This is a genomic window from Arsenophonus endosymbiont of Crataerina pallida (assembly GCF_964020125.1).
In the GTDB taxonomy this organism is placed as follows: Bacteria; Pseudomonadota; Gammaproteobacteria; order Enterobacterales; family Enterobacteriaceae; genus Arsenophonus; species Arsenophonus nilaparvatae.
This window is the reverse complement of record NZ_OZ026540.1, coordinates 2,164,247-2,179,962: the sequence shown is the minus strand read 5'-3', so window position 1 is coordinate 2,179,962 and position 15,716 is coordinate 2,164,247. Positions and strand designations below refer to the sequence as shown.

Annotated in this window: 20 protein-coding genes and 1 pseudogene; 20 read left to right on the top strand and 1 reads right to left on the bottom strand. The window is 55.6% G+C overall.

Annotated elements, in window-relative coordinates; all coding sequences use genetic code 11:
- The first annotated feature begins 199 nt into the window (after positions 1-199).
- On the top strand, positions 200-1,111 hold the full coding sequence (locus AACL31_RS21050; RefSeq protein WP_422389249.1) for a helix-turn-helix domain-containing protein: 912 nt from the start codon (positions 200-202) through the stop codon (positions 1,109-1,111).
- A 29-nt stretch (positions 1,112-1,140) separates the two neighbouring features.
- Here the strand turns inward: AACL31_RS21050 and AACL31_RS11760 are convergent, their stop codons facing one another.
- Positions 1,141-1,908, bottom strand: coding sequence for a DNA adenine methylase (locus AACL31_RS11760; RefSeq protein WP_339054015.1), 768 nt, complete (start codon positions 1,906-1,908; stop codon positions 1,141-1,143).
- 276 nt (positions 1,909-2,184) lie between these two features.
- On the opposite strand from AACL31_RS11760, the gene AACL31_RS11755 reads away from it, so the two are divergent.
- The 19 genes and pseudogenes from AACL31_RS11755 (at position 2,185) to AACL31_RS11665 (ending at position 15,713) form a co-directional block, all read left to right on the top strand.
- Entirely contained in the window at positions 2,185-2,538 is a 354-nt protein-coding gene (locus AACL31_RS11755) for a putative holin (RefSeq protein ID WP_339053184.1), read from the top strand.
- A 2-nt stretch (positions 2,539-2,540) separates the two neighbouring features.
- The gene (locus AACL31_RS11750) at positions 2,541-3,179 is read left to right on the top strand and encodes a transglycosylase SLT domain-containing protein (RefSeq protein WP_422389248.1); all 639 of its coding nucleotides are present in this window, start codon (positions 2,541-2,543) and stop codon (positions 3,177-3,179) included.
- Positions 3,172-3,795, top strand: coding sequence for a hypothetical protein (locus AACL31_RS11745; RefSeq protein WP_339053183.1), 624 nt, complete (start codon positions 3,172-3,174; stop codon positions 3,793-3,795). The genes AACL31_RS11750 and AACL31_RS11745 overlap by 8 nt, the downstream gene beginning before the upstream one ends.
- Positions 3,792-4,115, top strand: coding sequence for a hypothetical protein (locus tag AACL31_RS11740; RefSeq protein WP_339053182.1), 324 nt, complete (start codon positions 3,792-3,794; stop codon positions 4,113-4,115). Before AACL31_RS11745 ends, AACL31_RS11740 begins: the two co-directional genes overlap by 4 nt.
- Before the next feature lie 2 nt (positions 4,116-4,117).
- Entirely contained in the window at positions 4,118-4,429 is a 312-nt protein-coding gene (locus tag AACL31_RS11735) for a hypothetical protein (protein WP_310512654.1), read from the top strand.
- Between the two features lie 2 nt (positions 4,430-4,431).
- Positions 4,432-4,983 carry a DUF3486 family protein gene (locus AACL31_RS11730; RefSeq protein WP_310512655.1) on the top strand — a complete coding sequence of 184 codons (552 nt, stop codon included), beginning with the start codon at positions 4,432-4,434 and terminating at the stop codon, positions 4,981-4,983.
- Complete coding sequence (locus tag AACL31_RS11725) at positions 4,980-6,296, top strand: terminase large subunit domain-containing protein (protein WP_310512656.1); 1,317 nt, start codon at positions 4,980-4,982, stop codon at positions 6,294-6,296. Before AACL31_RS11730 ends, AACL31_RS11725 begins: the two co-directional genes overlap by 4 nt.
- Entirely contained in the window at positions 6,296-7,756 is a 1,461-nt protein-coding gene (locus AACL31_RS11720; RefSeq protein ID WP_339053181.1) for a DUF935 domain-containing protein, read from the top strand. Before AACL31_RS11725 ends, AACL31_RS11720 begins: the two co-directional genes overlap by 1 nt.
- A complete protein-coding gene (locus AACL31_RS11715) occupies positions 7,740-8,579 on the top strand; it encodes a phage minor head protein (RefSeq protein ID WP_339053180.1) in 840 nt (279 codons plus the stop codon). The genes AACL31_RS11720 and AACL31_RS11715 overlap by 17 nt, the downstream gene beginning before the upstream one ends.
- A complete protein-coding gene (locus tag AACL31_RS11710) occupies positions 8,569-9,024 on the top strand; it encodes a phage virion morphogenesis protein (protein ID WP_310512659.1) in 456 nt (151 codons plus the stop codon). Before AACL31_RS11715 ends, AACL31_RS11710 begins: the two co-directional genes overlap by 11 nt.
- A gap of 227 nt (positions 9,025-9,251) precedes the next feature.
- Positions 9,252-9,671 (top strand): annotated as a pseudogene (locus tag AACL31_RS21045) (peptidase); the annotation flags it as partial.
- 310 nt (positions 9,672-9,981) lie between these two features.
- Complete coding sequence (locus AACL31_RS11700) at positions 9,982-10,920, top strand: hypothetical protein (protein ID WP_310512661.1); 939 nt, start codon at positions 9,982-9,984, stop codon at positions 10,918-10,920.
- A 2-nt stretch (positions 10,921-10,922) separates the two neighbouring features.
- Positions 10,923-11,276 (top strand): capsid cement protein, encoded by a 354-nt coding sequence (locus AACL31_RS11695; RefSeq protein WP_310512662.1) that lies wholly within the window; start codon positions 10,923-10,925, stop codon positions 11,274-11,276.
- Positions 11,276-11,446, top strand: a complete 171-nt coding sequence (locus AACL31_RS11690) for a hypothetical protein (protein WP_339053178.1) — start codon at positions 11,276-11,278, stop codon at positions 11,444-11,446. Before AACL31_RS11695 ends, AACL31_RS11690 begins: the two co-directional genes overlap by 1 nt.
- Before the next feature lie 45 nt (positions 11,447-11,491).
- Positions 11,492-12,697, top strand: a complete 1,206-nt coding sequence (locus AACL31_RS11685) for an IS91 family transposase (protein WP_310513469.1) — start codon at positions 11,492-11,494, stop codon at positions 12,695-12,697.
- A 152-nt stretch (positions 12,698-12,849) separates the two neighbouring features.
- Positions 12,850-13,188 (top strand): DUF1320 domain-containing protein, encoded by a 339-nt coding sequence (locus AACL31_RS11680; RefSeq protein ID WP_339053177.1) that lies wholly within the window; start codon positions 12,850-12,852, stop codon positions 13,186-13,188.
- Complete coding sequence (locus tag AACL31_RS11675; protein WP_339053176.1) at positions 13,185-13,682, top strand: Gp37 family protein; 498 nt, start codon at positions 13,185-13,187, stop codon at positions 13,680-13,682. The genes AACL31_RS11680 and AACL31_RS11675 overlap by 4 nt, the downstream gene beginning before the upstream one ends.
- Positions 13,657-14,280, top strand: coding sequence for a hypothetical protein (locus AACL31_RS11670; protein WP_339053128.1), 624 nt, complete (start codon positions 13,657-13,659; stop codon positions 14,278-14,280). The genes AACL31_RS11675 and AACL31_RS11670 overlap by 26 nt, the downstream gene beginning before the upstream one ends.
- Positions 14,277-15,713, top strand: a complete 1,437-nt coding sequence (locus AACL31_RS11665; protein WP_339053175.1) for a phage tail sheath subtilisin-like domain-containing protein — start codon at positions 14,277-14,279, stop codon at positions 15,711-15,713. Before AACL31_RS11670 ends, AACL31_RS11665 begins: the two co-directional genes overlap by 4 nt.
- The last annotated feature ends 3 nt before the right edge of the window (positions 15,714-15,716 follow it).

The window sequence follows — 15,716 nt, the reverse complement described above, 5'->3', positions numbered from 1 at the left end:
CTTTTTTGTTTGTTTTTGTGTATTTCTTATCATAGTTAAAAATCACGGGCTGTTATCGGCCTAAAGGAGACCTGTATGGCAAAGAAAAAAGCGGCAACTAGCCTATCTGTGAATACGGCGGACAATATCACGATTGCGAGGGGGGGGGGCAATTGCATACCCTGAAAAAAATACAGAAAAAAGTGCCCAACAAGAGGTAATGGCACGTTTTGGGGATGGCCTGCCCTATGAACGCGAGCGCATTGTGCATGAAGCGCGCTTCTATATGGCACAGAGTGCCGAAGCCATGCTGGAGGCAGGGAAGCGGCTCATCATCATCAAAGAGAATGAACCCCATGGGACATTTACGAACATTATTACAGAGCAATTAGGGCTAGTACCAAAAACAGCACATAGAATGATGCAGGCAGCGCTTAAATACCTATCGCCAAGCCTTCAATCAAAAATGACATCGCTGTCAGTTTTGTGTAAAACCAAACTCTATGAGCTGATGTTTGAAGATGATGAGGACTTAGTCGAACTCGCTGAAGGTGGCACCATCGCAGGCCTAACGCTCGATGAGGTTGATCGCATGTCAGTCAGGGAGTTGAAGACGGCATTACGGAAAGACGAAGCAGCCCTTAAACGCAGCCAGCAACTGGTGTCTGAAAAAGAGAAGCAACTGCAACAGCTAAGCCAACAACTGGCTGGCAAAACCGCTACGGCGGCTGCAAGCGATGAACAGACTCCGCTCGATACTCAGCAGTGGGTGACATTAACGCTAGAAGGGGTGGGAGACCGTCTCAAATCAGAGCGCCTGCGGCTCGGTCTTAGCCAGGAGATCTTCGCCGAGCGCTGTGGGGTCAAAAAACTCACCCAGTACAACTACGAAAAAAGCGAACGCCATCCTGATGCAGGCTACTTAATCGCGGCGAAAGCGTTGGGAGTTGATCTCAATTATGTGATGACAGGTGATCGCAGCGATGAAGCCAGTGCGCTCGATGTGGTGCGGGATGAAGAAGAGGCTGAGGTGCTAACGTTCTTCCGGCATATTCCTGGCGAAACGCAAGAGGTTGCAAAACGTACTCTTGCCGCCATGACTGAGAAAAAAGCCTCCCGTCACCGTGCTTAACCTTTCCTCCTCCGTTGCAGCGGAGAGAGTTATTTAACAGTGATAATCAGCTCACGCCGTTGGGTGGGCTGATTGCTATTAAGCGTATAGCGGATCGGGACGCTCTCCATCGCAAAGCCTTGAAACACTGCCCGCATTTCAGGAATATCATTAACTGAAATAATCATCATTCCCGCTAAATCCCGTCCCATACCCGCTAATTTTTCATATTGCTCCAGTCCAAAATCCACGCCATAGCCTTCTGTCCCCCAGTACGGTGGGTCGCAGTAAAACAGCGTGTGCGGACGGTCATAACGGGCAATGCAGCTGGCCCAGTCAAGCTGTTCTATGGTGGTGCGTGATAATCGCAAATGAGCGAGCGACAGCTCTTCTTCCATGCGTAGCAGGTTCAGGCGTGGCCCTGTGGTGGTGGTCACGCCAAAGGTGTGCGCCGCCACTTTGCCGCCGAACGCCTGTTTTTGCAGGTAATAGAAGCGGGCCGCGCGCTGGATATCGGTTAAGGTTTCGGTCGGCGTTATGTTTAACCATTGATACATTGCCCGGCTGACCAGCGCCCATTTAAACTGGCGCATAAACTCTTCCAGATGGTGTTTCAGCACCCGATAGAGATTGACCAGCTCACCGTTGATATCGTTGATGACCTCCGCTTTGCTGGGAGACTTCATAAAGTAGAGCGCCGCTGCGCCACAAAACGGCTCCACGTAGCAGGTGTGCGCCGGGAAGCGCGGTAAAATCTGTTTTGCCAGCCGCCGTTTACCGCCTATCCAGGGCAGTATCGGTAAAAAATGTTGCTGCATTGTCTGTAAGCCTTTTTCACTAATGGAAATTAATGTAGACTCTTTCCTGTTCTCGAGAACGGAAAGCGCCACGGTTGACTCACAGGTCGGTGCTGTGTGTTGACGGCCTGCTCGGTGTTGACGCACCGGGTGGGTCGCGCTTTTTCCCTTGCCCCATTCGGGGCAATTACTGAGGCTAATCTAACAACGCCCTGTTATTCCCACTAGTAAACCGCTTTAAAAGCGGTTAGCGAACTCTCTTGCCACACTGTCGGCCTGATTCTTAGGGAGATGGTGATGAAAATCCGAAAAAAATTGACCTTGACCTCCTTTAAAACCCCGCGCCTCGGCGGTTGGTTGCTCACTGCGGCTGGTCTGTTACTGGTGATTGGCCTGGTCTCACCCCAGCAACTGCCGGTGGTCGTCTATAAGCTGGCTTTGATTACCCTTGCAGCGGTGGTCGGTTACTGGCTTGACCGTTCGCTGTTCCCCAAAGCGCGACCCGGTCAATACCTGCACCACGACCACCCTGAGGTGGCTCAAGGCCGACATCCGGTGCGCGGCGGCTGCCATCAGGTGTTTGCCGCCGCCCAACTGCGGCGCGCGGTGATTGTGGCCGCTGTATGCCTTGCTGTGGCGATGGGGTTGTGAGTATGCATTATCACCAACACCCCGATAACACACCCGGCATTATGCTGTCCTTTTTGCTGATGCTACTGCTGGGTGGTGCTTTTGATGTGAATGCCGCCCGTCCCCCGCAAGCGGCACTCCCGTACCGGACTGACCTGATACGCAATGCCCGTCTGGTGTGGGGCCTTAATGCGCAAGTGGCGGATTTTGCCGCGCAGATTGAGCACGAAAGCAGCTGGCAGCCGGGTATCACCAACCGCATCGGGGCACAGGGGCTGGGGCAGTTTATGCCCGCGACCACCGCCTGGATTGGGGAATTAATGCCGGAGCTGACGGCCAAAGCGCCGCTTAATCCGGGCTGGAGCCTGCGGGCAGTGGTGAGTTTTGACAACTGGCTATGGCAACGCCTGTCGGCGGTGGATCACTGTGAACGTATGGCGATGACCCTGTCGGCCTACAACGGTGGCCTGGGCTGGGTCCAGCGTGACCGCCGCCTGGCGAAACAGCTGGGGTTTGATGGTGGTCGCTGGTTTGACAGCGTTGAGCGGGTCAATGCCGGACGTGGCGTGAGCGCCTGGCGCGAGAATCGTCATTATCCCCGCCGTATTTTACACGCTCTGGCACCGCGTTACCTGACCTGGGGAGGGGCAAGCTGTGTTTAGTGCAGTCAGCATCAAAAGCCTCGGCGGGGTGCTGGTAATGGCGCTGCTGTCGGGCACCTGGTGGCACGGCTACACGCAAGGCGCAGGTCGCTCAACCGAACGGTGCGCGGCAACCCTCAGTCAGCTGCGCGAGACGTTTGCCATGCAGGAAAAACAGCGCGCTGAGCAGGCCGCACAAGCCCTAAATGCCCTGCAGCAGCGTTTTACCCATCAGGTGAAGGTAGCGCATCAGGCCGAACAGAACTACCTGAATCGCATTGCACAACTTCGCACCCAAACCCAACAATTAACAAGGCAGATTGATGATGTTACCCAACACTGGCGGGATGAAAAAGGCCAGGCACATACTGTGGCCTGCGTGTTTACTCGTGGCTTCGTGCAGCACTACAACGCCGCCCTCGGGCTGTCAGACGTTGACGGTTCAGTCCCTGCCGCCGCTGCCGGCGGCACTGGCAACACGACCCGGTCAGCTGAGACCCCTGGCGAGCGACACACCCCGAGTCCAGTTACCCAGCGCGATATCCTCGCCAATATCACCGACAACGGCCAGCAATGCCAGGTCTGGCGGGCACAGGTAAATGGATTACTGGATTATATTGAAGGATCACAACCATGACATTACAGGTCGATTTCTGGGTACTGGTGAGCTATCTGTTTGGGCTGGCGGGCTTTCTCGCGGGGCTGGCACGGTGGTTTATCCGGGAGACCGAAAAGCGTCAGACCGAACGGTTTGCGTCACTCGAGCGGTTGATGCGCGAGGCGTCCGATAAAGGGGTACGCCTTGAGCGCGAGGTGCTGGAGTTCAAAGTGGAGGTGCCGGAGCGTTACGTCCGGCGTGACGAATTTATTCATTATCAGCAGGTGGTGGAGTCACGGTTTGACGCGATTTACCAGAAGCTGGAAACGATACAACTGCGTCAGGTGGCAGGAGGATAAGGATGATAGAGACCGAACAGGCGCGCCGTGAAGGGTTGCGCTGGGTGTTACTGCAGGTGGTCAACAAGGCGCGGCCCTATCCGGCCAATGACCGGCTACTGTGGGATGTGGGCCATTCGCTCTACCCGGACATGACCATGCTGGAGCTGCAAAAAGAGTTGCTGTTCCTTGAGGGCTTAAGTCTGGTTCGCCTGACCCGACCGCCGGCGCGCTCATGGACGGTCACGCTGACGCCGGAAGGGGTGAATCTGGTGGAATACGTCACCGACGATATCCCCGGCATTGCCCGCCCGGCCAAATACTGGAGAGAGTGACGATGGCACCGCGCAGTCATATCGAAGTCTTACCCGTCTCGGTGCGTGAATGGCTCGACCGGGCGCTGACCGAGCGTAATTTCAGTGGCTACCGCGAGCTGGAGACGTTGCTGCGTGAGAAAGGGTACAGCATCGGTCGGGCGCAGATTTCCCGCTATGGCCAGAAGGTACAGCGCCGCTTTGCCGCTATTCGTGACGCGACTGAAGCGGCGCGGCAACTGACCAAGGGTGCGCCGGATGACCAGGATACCCGCTCAGAGTCCATTATGGCTTTGGTGCAGACTGAATTACTCAATAGCCTGCTGGAGGCACAAACCATCAAGGAAGAAGCGGGATCGCCGGTTGAACGGGCTGAACGCTTTGCCCGCATGGCGAAAAATCTGGCACCCATTATTCATGCCAGCGTCAGCCTGAAAAAACTGCAAGGCCAGCTTAAAAAAATCAGCGCGGAAATGGCCACGCTGGAGCAGGAAGCCCAACAGCAAGGCAAAGGACATGTCAGTCTGGATACCCTGAAGCGGGTGCGTGAAGAAATTTACGGGATTATCACATGAGCAAAAACGTGACACTCTACCCGTATCAGCAACACTGGATGTTAGATCCCGCCCGTTTCAAGATTGGCTGTTTTGCCCGCCAGACCGGCAAGACCTTTACCACCACGCTGGAAATTGTCGATGACTGTCTCAGGGTGGAAGCCCTCGGTGGGTCGGCGCGTTGGGTGATTTTATCGCGCGGTGAGCGCCAGGCCAAAGAAGCGATGGAGGAAGGGGTTAAAAAGCATTGTCAGGTGTACGGTCTGGCTATCCGTGAAATTGAAGGCGGTATCAAAGGCCCAGGCAGCGAACGTTACACCATGCTGGAGGCGGTGTTGCCCGGCGGCTCACGCATTACTGCACTCCCGGCTAACCCCGATACGGCGCGCGGCTTTGCCGCCAATGTGTTTCTGGATGAGTTTGCCTTTCATGCCGACAGCCGTAAAATCTGGGCGGCGCTGTTTCCGGTGATATCAAACGGCTACAAGCTGCGCGTTACCTCCACCCCCAATGGCAAAGGCAACAAGTTTTATGAACTGATGACCGACCCGTCGCTGGACAGCGTTTGGTCGCGCCATCGGGTCGATATTTACCAGGCGGTCAAAGACGGCCTGCCACGGGATGTGGCCGCCCTCAAACAGGCGCTCAATGATGACGATGCCTGGGCGCAGGAATTTGAACTGCACTGGCTGGATGAAGCCGCCGCATGGCTTTCCTATGACCTGATTGATGGCGTTGAACACCCGCAGGCCGGCAAACCAGAGCACTATCAGGGTGGCCCCTGTTTTGTTGGGGTCGATATCGGTCTGCGCCATGACCTGTTTGTGGTATGGGTGATTGAGCAGGTGGGCGATGTGTATTGGACGCGCGACATCATTACCCGCAAGCGCGCCCCCTTTGCCGAACAGGATGCGCTGCTCGATGCGGTCTTTGCCCACTACCGGGTGCTGCGGTGCTGTATCGACCAGACTGGTCTCGGCGAAAAGCCGGTGGAAGATGCCAAACGCCGTCATGGCAGTACGCGGGTCGAAGGGGTGTTATTCACGCCCCCCAACAAGCTGACGCTGGCGACACGCGGTAAAGAGGTATTTGAAGACCGCCGCTTGCGACTGCCACAGGGTGATGGTGCATTACGGGCCGATTTGCATAAACTAAAAAAAGTGATGAGTCCGACCGGCGCGCCGCGTTTTGTCGCCGAGAGCGATGCCGCCGGGCACGCTGACCGTGCCTGGGCGCTGTTTTTAGCGCTTAACGCCGCCGACCAACCCCACGGCCCGGTGCGCGCTTACTCCTGTTGCCCACGGCAGGCCTCATCCTTGCTGGAGGGATATTGATGATTATCGATAAAAAAGCGTTGTTCGGTGACATTGCCACCCGCGCCCGCAGTCCGGCGGGCCTGGGGCAACTGTTCGGCCATTTACCCAATCCCGACCCGATATTACGCGCCAGAGGCCAGGCGATTAGCGTCTACCGCCAGTTACGTGCTGAGCCGTTGGTGGGTAGCAGTATCCGGCGGCGCAAATCGGCGGTTAAATGCCTGGAGCGCGGGTTGGAGCCGGGGAAGGCACCTGCGCCTGTGGTGCGCTTTATTGAACAGACCCTGGCGCAGTGGGACATGAACCGACTCATCGGTGAACTACTGGAGGCGGCCTTTTTTGGCTATCAACCCGCCGAACTGACCTGGGCAAAAGACGGTCGACATCTGGTGGTCACCGATGTGGTGGGCAAGCCGCCGGAGTGGTTTACCTTTGATACGGAGAATCGTCTGCGCTTTCAGGCCCAGCAGTTGGGACTGGCGGGCGAGTTATTACCGCCGCGCAAATTTGTGGTGGCGACGCAAGACGCCACCTTTGATAACCCCTACGGCTTTGCCGACCTGTCGCTGTGCTTCTGGCCGGTGACGTTCAAGAAGGCCGGCTGGTCGTTCTGGATGCGCTTCAGTGAAAAGTACGGCACCCCCTGGGTAGTCGGGTATCATCCGCGTGGCCAAGACCAGGCGCATATCAGCCCGCTGCTGCACTCCCTCGAGCAGATGGTGCAGGATGCGGTGGCGGTTATCCCTGATGACAGCAGCATTGAATTCAAGGAGCCCGCCACCAAAGGTGCGTCGAGCAGTCTGTATAAAGACCTGATTGAGATGGCCCGCAGTGAAATTACCATTGCGCTGCTGGGTCAGAACCAGACTACCGAAGCCGAAACCAATCACGCCTCGGCCCAGGCCGGTCTGGAAGTCGCCGCCGATATCCGCGATGGCGATGCGGTGATGGTGATGAGTGCGGTGAATCAGATACTCCGCTGGCTGGTTGAGCTGAACTTTGGTGATGTGCCGGTGCCAACCTGGCGACTGTGGGAGCAGGAGACCATTGATGAGGTGCAGGCCAAGCGTGACCTGAGTCTGGCGCAAACCGCTGGCTTTTTCAGTGCGCAATACTATCAGCGTGAATATGGCCTGCAACTAGGCGATTTGCTGATGGAAAGCGAGCCAGACGCCACTGCTCCCTCCGCACCCGCGCTGACCTTTGCTGAGGACCAAACCAAGACCGCGCCTGAGGCCCAAGCACAGCTTGACCGGGCGCTGGACAGCCTAATGAAAAGCGGCACGCTGGACGACACCCTGCAACCGCTACTGGCACCGTTATTTCAGGCGGTGAAATCGGGTATTTCCCCTGGTGACCTGATAGAAAAACTCAGCACCGTTTACCCACAGATGCAGGCGGACGCGCTCCAGGAGACCTTAGCTCGGGTGATGTTTGTTGCCAACGTCTGGGGGAGATTACATGCCGACACTCAATGATAACGAACTGGCGGCGCTGTTTAGCCTGCCGCCTAAACGAGCGATAGCCTACTTAAAAGCCAAAGGCTTTACCTTTTCCTGGGATTGGCGGGACGTTTGGCAAGCCGCCCATGCCCAGAGCGCGACGGTGGCCAAGGTGACACAACTGGATATTCTGCAGGACATGTATCAGGCGCTGGAAACCACCCTGGCGGAAGGCAAAACCGGCCAGTGGTTTGCCCGTGAATTAACCCCAACACTGCAGGCCAAGGGATGGTGGGGGCAACAGGATACCCACGACCCGGTGAGCGGGGAGCCGGTGACGGTGCAATTAGGCAGCCCGCAGCGACTGGAGACCATTTACCGCACCAATCTCACTACCCTGTACAACGCCGGGCGCTGGGCAGAAATGCGGGAGAATGTCGCGGCCCGTCCCTACTGGATGTATGTGGCGATACGCGATAACCGTACCCGCAAAAGCCATCTGGCACTGCATGGCCGGGTGTTTCCTGCCGATGACCCGGTATGGCGCGCGCTCTATCCGCCCAATGGCTGGCGCTGTCGCTGTAGTGTGATAGCCCTGTCAGCGCGGGATGTCAACGCGCGTGGGCTAACAGTGGAAACATCCGGTGACCGTCTGCGCTGGTCGTTGCAAGTGGTGTCGCGCAAAACCGGCGAAATGCAGCCGGTAGCGCAGCTGACACTCGACAATCATACGGTGTTTTCCCCGGATATCGGCTGGTCGTATAATCCCGGTGAAGGGTATCGACCGGACTTAACCCGCTATCAGGGGCCGTTACACCCATTAGCCCGTCAAACACTGGGAGAACGGAATGACCGCTAATATTCTGTCGGTTGAGATAACCGATAACGACCTTAAACAGGCACTGAAGCAACTGGAGAAAGCCGCTTACGACCTGACCCCACTGATGCGACGCTGGTCTGAAACGCTGAAAACGGCTACCGACCTGAACTTTGAGGCGCAGGGGCGGCCACGCTGGCAACCGTCGGTCGCAGCACTCGCCCGCCAGGGCATGACGCTCTCCAAGGACGGGTATTTACGCCGCAGCGTGACGCCGGAATATGATGCGCATCAGGCGATGGTCGGCACGAATCGCGTTTATGCCCGACTTCATCAACAGGGTGGGAAAGCGGGGCGCGGTGGGTCAGTGACGCTACCACCCCGTCCGTATCTGCCAGTATCTGAGACGGGACGGCTACAGGCTGAAGTCAAACGCCAGCTGCTCGATGATGTCCTTGATTATTTGCAACAGGCTAGCCTCCGCTAAGCGCTCCCTGACACGTTCGGGTGTTTAAATGATACAACGCGATACCCTAGCGCGTTTCCGCCCTTTATAAAGCTTTATAAACCCCTTCCTGACGCGGTTATCTCTGATAGCCGCCTCATCATTCATTTGTCTTCAAAAAAGACGCAAATGAAAATCTTTAAAGCCCTTTAAAAGGGAAATGCGCTGCCCCGGCATACACTGCTGCCATGATAGTCAATGGAGGTGCCATGAAACCCCTGCATATTCTTAAGCCAGGCCACTATATTACCGGAGCCGGTGACCGGGTGACATTTAGTGAAAACGATTTGCATGTCTGTGCGAATGCCTATGATCCGGCTTTGCATGAAGCGCCGATAGTGATCGGTCATCCGACGACCAATGCCCCAGCTTATGGCTGGATCAAACGGCTGTCTGCGCAAGGACGTGATCTGATAGCCGAACCACAACAACTGGAGCCGACATTTGCCGAATCCGTGGTCAGTGGGCGTTACAAAAAACTCTCTGCCGCATTTTATGCGCCGGATTCACCCCATAATCCGGTGCCCGGTATTTACTATTTGCAACACGTCGGTTTCCTGGGTGCCCAGCCGCCGGCGGTCAAGGGCCTTAAGCCGGTGACCTTTAGTGAAGGCGAAGAAGGGGTTGTCGTGTCGAATGAAGACATGCAGTGCGATCACGATCCGCTGTCTGGCAAAGAGCAGGCGTTGACCTTCAGTGAGGGCAGCAAAACCCAACCACTGGTTGATGCCGTCAAGTCTCTGTTTACCAGCGCTACCCCGCTGGTTGATTTTAGTCAGCGGGCGGTGCCGGGAAGATGCAACACGCCGCAAAACAGTCTGACCTTTAGTGAGCGGGCATCCGATCCGGATACGCTGCATCAACAGGCCATGGCGCTTAAGGCGCGTGAGTCCATCCCTTACGAAGCGGCGGTGAAGCGCTGCCTGACAGGAGAGTCCTATGTCTGATTATTTAAAAAGCAAACGGGCCAACGACCCGGTGCTGACCCACATTGCCGCTGAATACCGCAACACCAGCCTGATTGGGGAAAAGCTGTTTCCTCTCGTCAGGGTAGAAAAAGAAGGCGTTAAGGTGCCGACCTTTGGTAAAGGACGCCTGGCGTTGTATGAAACCAAACGCGCGGTCGGGGCCAACAGCAATATCCTGTTAAGAGAAAAACAGGCGTTCACCGATATCGTGCTCGATGAGCATGATTTAGCGGTGCCGGTCGATTACCGCGAACAGGCGGAATCGATGTTCAATGAAGAAATCAAGGCCATTAAACGCGCCACCGACGGTATTTTGCTGCGCCATGAGCAGTATGTGGCGGAGCTGGCGCAATCGACCTCGGTCTATGCCAGCAACGCCACCAAAGCCTTGACGGGAGAGGCGGCCTGGAACAAGAAAAATGGCGATCCGCTGAAAGATATTGAAGCCGGTATGGAAGTGGTGCGCGCCAATATCGGCCTGCGCCCCAATGTGATCACCATGGGGGCCAGTGTGATGGCGCTGTTGCGCTTCCATAAGGTGCTGCAAGACGCACTGGGCGGGAATGAACGTAAGCGTATCACCACCGAGATTTTAAAAGATTTATTTCAGGTGGATGAGGTGCTGATTGGCGCACCGGTCCAGCTAGACAAAGACGGTAAAAGCACCACTGACCTGTGGAAAGACAACCTGATGCTGCATGTGGTCAGTCCCGCCTCCGCGGGCAGTGATAGCGCGGATGAGCATAGGCCGTCCTTTGGCTACACCTTCCGCCGTCAGGGAATGCCGCTGGCCGACCGCTTTGATAGTGTCGGCGGCAAGGTGGTGAATATCCGCTACACCGATATTTACAAGGTAGCGGTGGTCGGCAGTGAAGCCGGTTATCTGATTAGTGGCATTAAAGGAGCGTAAGCATGGTCACGCAACAGACAGTCTTAACCACTACGATAGTGGCAGCTGAAGCATTAACCGCCCATCGTCTGGTCGGTTTTGACGGCAAGACGTACAAGAATAATGGTGTGGAGTTAGGCGTCGCTGAAGTGGCGGCTAAAACCGGCGACAGCGTAGCAGTTAATGTGCTGGGCATTCTGGCGGTGGAAGCCGGTGGGGTGATTAGCGCGGGACAGATTTTAAAATCGGATACGGAGGGGCGGGTAGTGAAAGAAACCCCGCCAACAGATGGTTCGCTGCCGTTTTCGACGGTCGGGGTATCACTGGATGCGGCCACCGCCGCGGGCGAGATTATCCGCATGGTCAGAGGTATCTGATGGCCTACTGCACCCCCGACGATATCGGGCAATTGCTCTCAACCCATACGCTGGTTCAGCTGACGCAGGATGTCTCTGTCGATGGTTTGACGGGGGGCCGGCTGCCCAATGCGATTAACGACAAGGTGCTGGACAGTAGCCCGCCTGCGTCGGGAGCTAAGACGCTGTAAGTAAATGGCTGTCCTTAGTAACCGCCTCCCGTTATAATCCGGTGTATGTATATTCCCCGACCCGCAAAACTTCTCTTCCAGATAGATGACGGCTGGAACCGGTTACTCATGAAATACGGCTCTTCCGTTCCCGAATGGACTAAACTGGTCGTCGAACGGATGCTCGCCTGTGGCACCGGTGCTATGGGTATCCGTCGTTATTGCTGCGACTCCCCTGACTGCCCGCACACCAAATATTTCTGTCAGAGTTGCAAAAGCAAAGGCTGCAGCGCCTGCGGGATGAAAGCCACCGAACAGTGGATAGCCGAGCAGCAACACATTTTGCCAGACTGCGAATGGCAGCACATCACTTTCACTATGCCCGATAAACTCTGGCCGGCATTTAATCACAACTGGCCATTACTGAATCAGTTGTTTGCCTGTGCCGCTCGAACCCTGCTGAAATGGGCAGAAAAACTCAATATCGAAATCGGGTTGTTTGTCGCCCTACATACTTACGGGCGTCAGCTTAACCAACACCCGCATATCCATTTATCGGTGACCCGCGGCGGATTATGCCGCAAACACGACGTCTGGCGACCGGTTTTCTTCAAAAAGAAAGTAGTAGAGCGGTACTGGCGCCGGGCTGTCATCGCGTTACTTCGAGAGAATTACGGCGGGCTGAATTTACCTGCTGCCGGCTATGTGCATATCCGCGACTACCGGGAATGGTGTCAGTTTCTGGAATCACAGTACCAGCGGCGCTGGAAAATTCACTTTGCGAAAAAAACCAAACATGCCCGACAAAATGTCAATTATCTTGGCCGTTACCTGAAACGCCCGCCGGTTGCAGCCTCAAAACTGCGTCATTATAACGGCGGCACTGTTGTCCATCATTACTATGATCACCGGACGGGAAAGCACCGCACCCAATATCTGAGCCAGGAAGCAATGTTGTTGCGCTACATCAGCCATATCCCGTCACAGCATTTTAAGATGGTGCGGTATTACGGCTTTCTGGCCAACCGGAAACGGGGGATTTTGCTGCCTAAAGTCTATGCGGCACTGGGTATGCAGGTGAAGAAAAAACCGCATAAACCGGGCTTTGCGTCGCTGATGAAACACTTTACGAATGTGGATCCGTATCAATGCATATTATGTGGGAGCCGGATGATTTTTAACAGCGTACAGGTGGGTATCAGAGCAGAAGTATTACTGGAAATGCGCCGTAAGATAGTCAAAAAGGCGCGAGGGTTACGGAAAACCGCGTAGGGAAGATCTAACTAAATTCAATTTATTGTATAAAAAAACCTCTGGTTGACGAAAAGCCAGGCGACTACTTGATGGTGAAACTAGAGATCGGTCATCCGTATCAGCAATTAAGGTCAGAAAAAAAGAAATAATTAACATTCAATTTCCTAACCATGAACGACGCTATCCGCTACGCCGATGAGTTGATTGATGCCCATCTGCGCGGTCGTTACGTATTGCCACTGGAAACCGTTCCCACGGTACTGCGCGATATGGCGGTCAATCTGGTCAGCCATCGATTGTACCTGCGTCGTCCCGAAGGCCAATTGCCGGAAGCCATAAAAGAGGTTTATCGCGGCAGCTTAAAAATGCTGGAAGCCTTGCGCGACGGCAAATTAACGCTCGGGATAGCGGGACAGGGGCAAGCGATACCGGAGACAGGGGCCTTTCATGTTCATGCCTGTCCGGCGCGCTTTAGCGGCCCCGGCGGCTTACTGGAGGACTTTGAATGACTCTCGATATCATGCGCGCCGTCCTGGGCCTGCTGACAAAACGCTTACCGCAGCTGGAGGTCACCTTCTTCCCTGAGCAGCCGGAACGCTTTCATCTTAACCATCCACTCGGTGCGGTGCTGCTCAGTTTTGCCCGCTCACGTTTTGGCGACATTCAGGATGTGGGCATGGTATTCCAGCCGCGGGTGCTGCATTTCACGCTGACCCTGGTGATGCGCCAGCTTAACGGTAATGACGGGGCGATTGCCACCCTCGATACCCTGCGTCAGGCCGTGGGGGGCTTTATGCCGCCGGACTGGCGCCGCCCACTGTGGCTGATAGATGAGGTTTTTTTGGGACAATCCGAGGGCTTATGGCAATACGCGCTGACGGTGGCGACCGAAACCTGGTTTGTGCAGGACGCCCCGCAGGAGGCTTTACCGCGTACCCGGGAAGAGTTCATGAAGAAAGAGAATAACGAGGTGGCTTATGGCGAAGTTTCGCTACAACGGTGAATCCCCGAATGGGGCTCCCCTGCGTCTGGCTGATGGCCGTACCCAGGATGTGATGTTTTATCCCGGTCAGGTGGTCGATGTGCCGGTCGATCATCCGTTTATTGTCTCGCTGGAAGCGCAGGGCTATCTGACTTTTCTGGGCTTTGATTATCCCGATGCGCCCCCTGAACCGCCAAAACCGCTGACGGATTTTGAACAGCGCTTACAGGCCGCTCAACACCCAACCGGCAAAATGGCCCGTTATCGTTATGACGGCGAACAGATGGGGGGTGCTTCATTACGTTTACCGGATGGCCGCATCCTGGATGTAATGTTCTGGCCGGGTCAGGAAGTGACCTTGCCGATGGATAACGATTATGTGCTGGGGCTGGAAGCCCAGGGCTATTTAACCTTTCTGGATCAGAAAGCAGAAACCCCCGTCGACTCCATCGTGACGGCACCGTTGTCACAGGCCATCACATTGTCGAGCGACACCGTGACGCTTCCCGCTGATGAGGCCAGGCCCGTCGACGCGCCGGTCAGCACAGCGTTATTGATGCCCGCCAGAAAACGCGGCAAAGGGCCAGCAGACACAAAAAGTAACGAGGTCACCCCATGAGTAGAGAACACCATCACGGCGTTGATACGCTGGAAATTGAACGCGGGTCCCGTCCGGTCAAAACGGGAAAATCGTCCGTGATTGGGCTGGTCGGTACTGCGCCGACAGGCCCGGTCAATACCCTAACCCTGTGCCTGTCGGAAAAAGACGCGGCGCAGTTTGGTGATGAGGTGAGTGGATTTACTCTGCCGCAAGCCTTGCGCGCTATCTATGACCACGGTGTCGGGACGGTTCTGGTAGTCAATGTGTTTGACCCAAAAAGCCATCAGAAAACGATAACCGCGGAAAGTGTCACCTTCGATAGTACGCACCACAGTGCCACACTGAGCCAGTTACCCGTGGGCGATATGGTGGTGAAAAGCATCGATGGGCAGACCACGTTTAAGGCAACGACCGACTATACCGTGGCATCCGCAACGGGCAGAGTCACTCGCGTCACCACCGGCGGCATTGCACAGGGTGGCACGGTCAGTGTGACCTATAACACCCCGGATGTATCAAAAATTACCGCCGCTGACGTTTTGGGTGCCACCAATGCCGCCGACCAGCGTACCGGTATGAAAGCGCTGGAAAATGCCGACAGCCTGTTTGGTTATCGCCCCAAATTACTGATTGCACCGGGCTTCTCGCATTTTAATGCCGTGGCCACCGCCATGATTGCCCTGGCCGACCAATGTGAGGCCATCGCCTATATTGATGCCCCAGCGGGGACGACGTTTGCCCAGGCGATAGCCGGACGGGGGCCACAAGGCACGATTAATTTTAATACCGCCTCTGATCGGGTACGCCTGTGTTATCCGCAGATCAAGGTCTATGACAAGGCAACAAACCAGACTCGCCTGGAGCCTCTTTCGGCGCGCGCGGCGGGTCTGCGGGCCAAAGTTGACCGTGAAAAAGGGTTCTGGTGGTCGTCTTCCAATCAGGCACTGATGGGCATTGTCGGCATTGAGCGCCCGTTAAGTGCGCGCATTGACGATGCCAATAGCGAGGTCAATCTGCTTAACCAGAACGGCATTACCACGGTGTTTAACAGCTTTGGTAGCGGATTACGCCTGTGGGGCAACCGCACCGCGGCCTGGCCGACCGTGACGCACCTGAAGAATTTTGAAAATGTGCGGCGCACCGGGGACATGATTAATGAGTCTATCCGCCATTTCAGTCTGCAATATATTGATCGCCCCATTAATCAGGGGCTGATTGATGCGCTGACCGAATCGGTCAATGGCTATGGTCGTCGGCTGATTGCCGATGGGGCGTTGCTGGGCTTTCACTGCTGGTATGATCTGGCGAACAACACCAAGGATGCGCTCAGTCTGGGGCAGTTGAAACTGAATTACAAATACACCCCGCCGCCGCCGATGGAGCACCTGACCTTTGAGACGGAAATCACTAATGAATATCTCACCTTCCTGAAAAGTGGGGTTTCCACATGAGCG

Excerpts from the sequence above, each read along its gene's own strand:
- AACL31_RS11735 (WP_310512654.1), top strand. The coding sequence starts at position 4,118 with ATGATAGAGACCGAACAGGCGCGCCGTGAAGGGTTGCGCTGGGTGTTA.
- AACL31_RS11725 (WP_310512656.1), top strand. The coding sequence starts at position 4,980 with ATGAGCAAAAACGTGACACTCTACCCGTATCAGCAACACTGGATGTTA.
- AACL31_RS11685 (WP_310513469.1), top strand. The coding sequence starts at position 11,492 with ATGTATATTCCCCGACCCGCAAAACTTCTCTTCCAGATAGATGACGGC.
- AACL31_RS11760 (WP_339054015.1), bottom strand. The coding sequence starts at position 1,908 with ATGCAGCAACATTTTTTACCGATACTGCCCTGGATAGGCGGTAAACGG.
- AACL31_RS21050 (WP_422389249.1), top strand. The coding sequence starts at position 200 with ATGGCACGTTTTGGGGATGGCCTGCCCTATGAACGCGAGCGCATTGTG.
- AACL31_RS11740 (WP_339053182.1), top strand. The coding sequence starts at position 3,792 with ATGACATTACAGGTCGATTTCTGGGTACTGGTGAGCTATCTGTTTGGG.
- AACL31_RS11670 (WP_339053128.1), top strand. The coding sequence starts at position 13,657 with ATGGCGAAGTTTCGCTACAACGGTGAATCCCCGAATGGGGCTCCCCTG.
- AACL31_RS11695 (WP_310512662.1), top strand. The coding sequence starts at position 10,923 with ATGGTCACGCAACAGACAGTCTTAACCACTACGATAGTGGCAGCTGAA.
- AACL31_RS11675 (WP_339053176.1), top strand. The coding sequence starts at position 13,185 with ATGACTCTCGATATCATGCGCGCCGTCCTGGGCCTGCTGACAAAACGC.
- AACL31_RS11690 (WP_339053178.1), top strand. The coding sequence starts at position 11,276 with ATGGCCTACTGCACCCCCGACGATATCGGGCAATTGCTCTCAACCCAT.
- AACL31_RS11715 (WP_339053180.1), top strand. The coding sequence starts at position 7,740 with ATGCCGACACTCAATGATAACGAACTGGCGGCGCTGTTTAGCCTGCCG.
- AACL31_RS11755 (WP_339053184.1), top strand. The coding sequence starts at position 2,185 with ATGAAAATCCGAAAAAAATTGACCTTGACCTCCTTTAAAACCCCGCGC.
- AACL31_RS11730 (WP_310512655.1), top strand. The coding sequence starts at position 4,432 with ATGGCACCGCGCAGTCATATCGAAGTCTTACCCGTCTCGGTGCGTGAA.
- AACL31_RS11720 (WP_339053181.1), top strand. The coding sequence starts at position 6,296 with ATGATTATCGATAAAAAAGCGTTGTTCGGTGACATTGCCACCCGCGCC.
- AACL31_RS11710 (WP_310512659.1), top strand. The coding sequence starts at position 8,569 with ATGACCGCTAATATTCTGTCGGTTGAGATAACCGATAACGACCTTAAA.
- AACL31_RS11700 (WP_310512661.1), top strand. The coding sequence starts at position 9,982 with ATGTCTGATTATTTAAAAAGCAAACGGGCCAACGACCCGGTGCTGACC.
- AACL31_RS11665 (WP_339053175.1), top strand. The coding sequence starts at position 14,277 with ATGAGTAGAGAACACCATCACGGCGTTGATACGCTGGAAATTGAACGC.
- AACL31_RS11680 (WP_339053177.1), top strand. The coding sequence starts at position 12,850 with ATGAACGACGCTATCCGCTACGCCGATGAGTTGATTGATGCCCATCTG.
- AACL31_RS11750 (WP_422389248.1), top strand. The coding sequence starts at position 2,541 with ATGCATTATCACCAACACCCCGATAACACACCCGGCATTATGCTGTCC.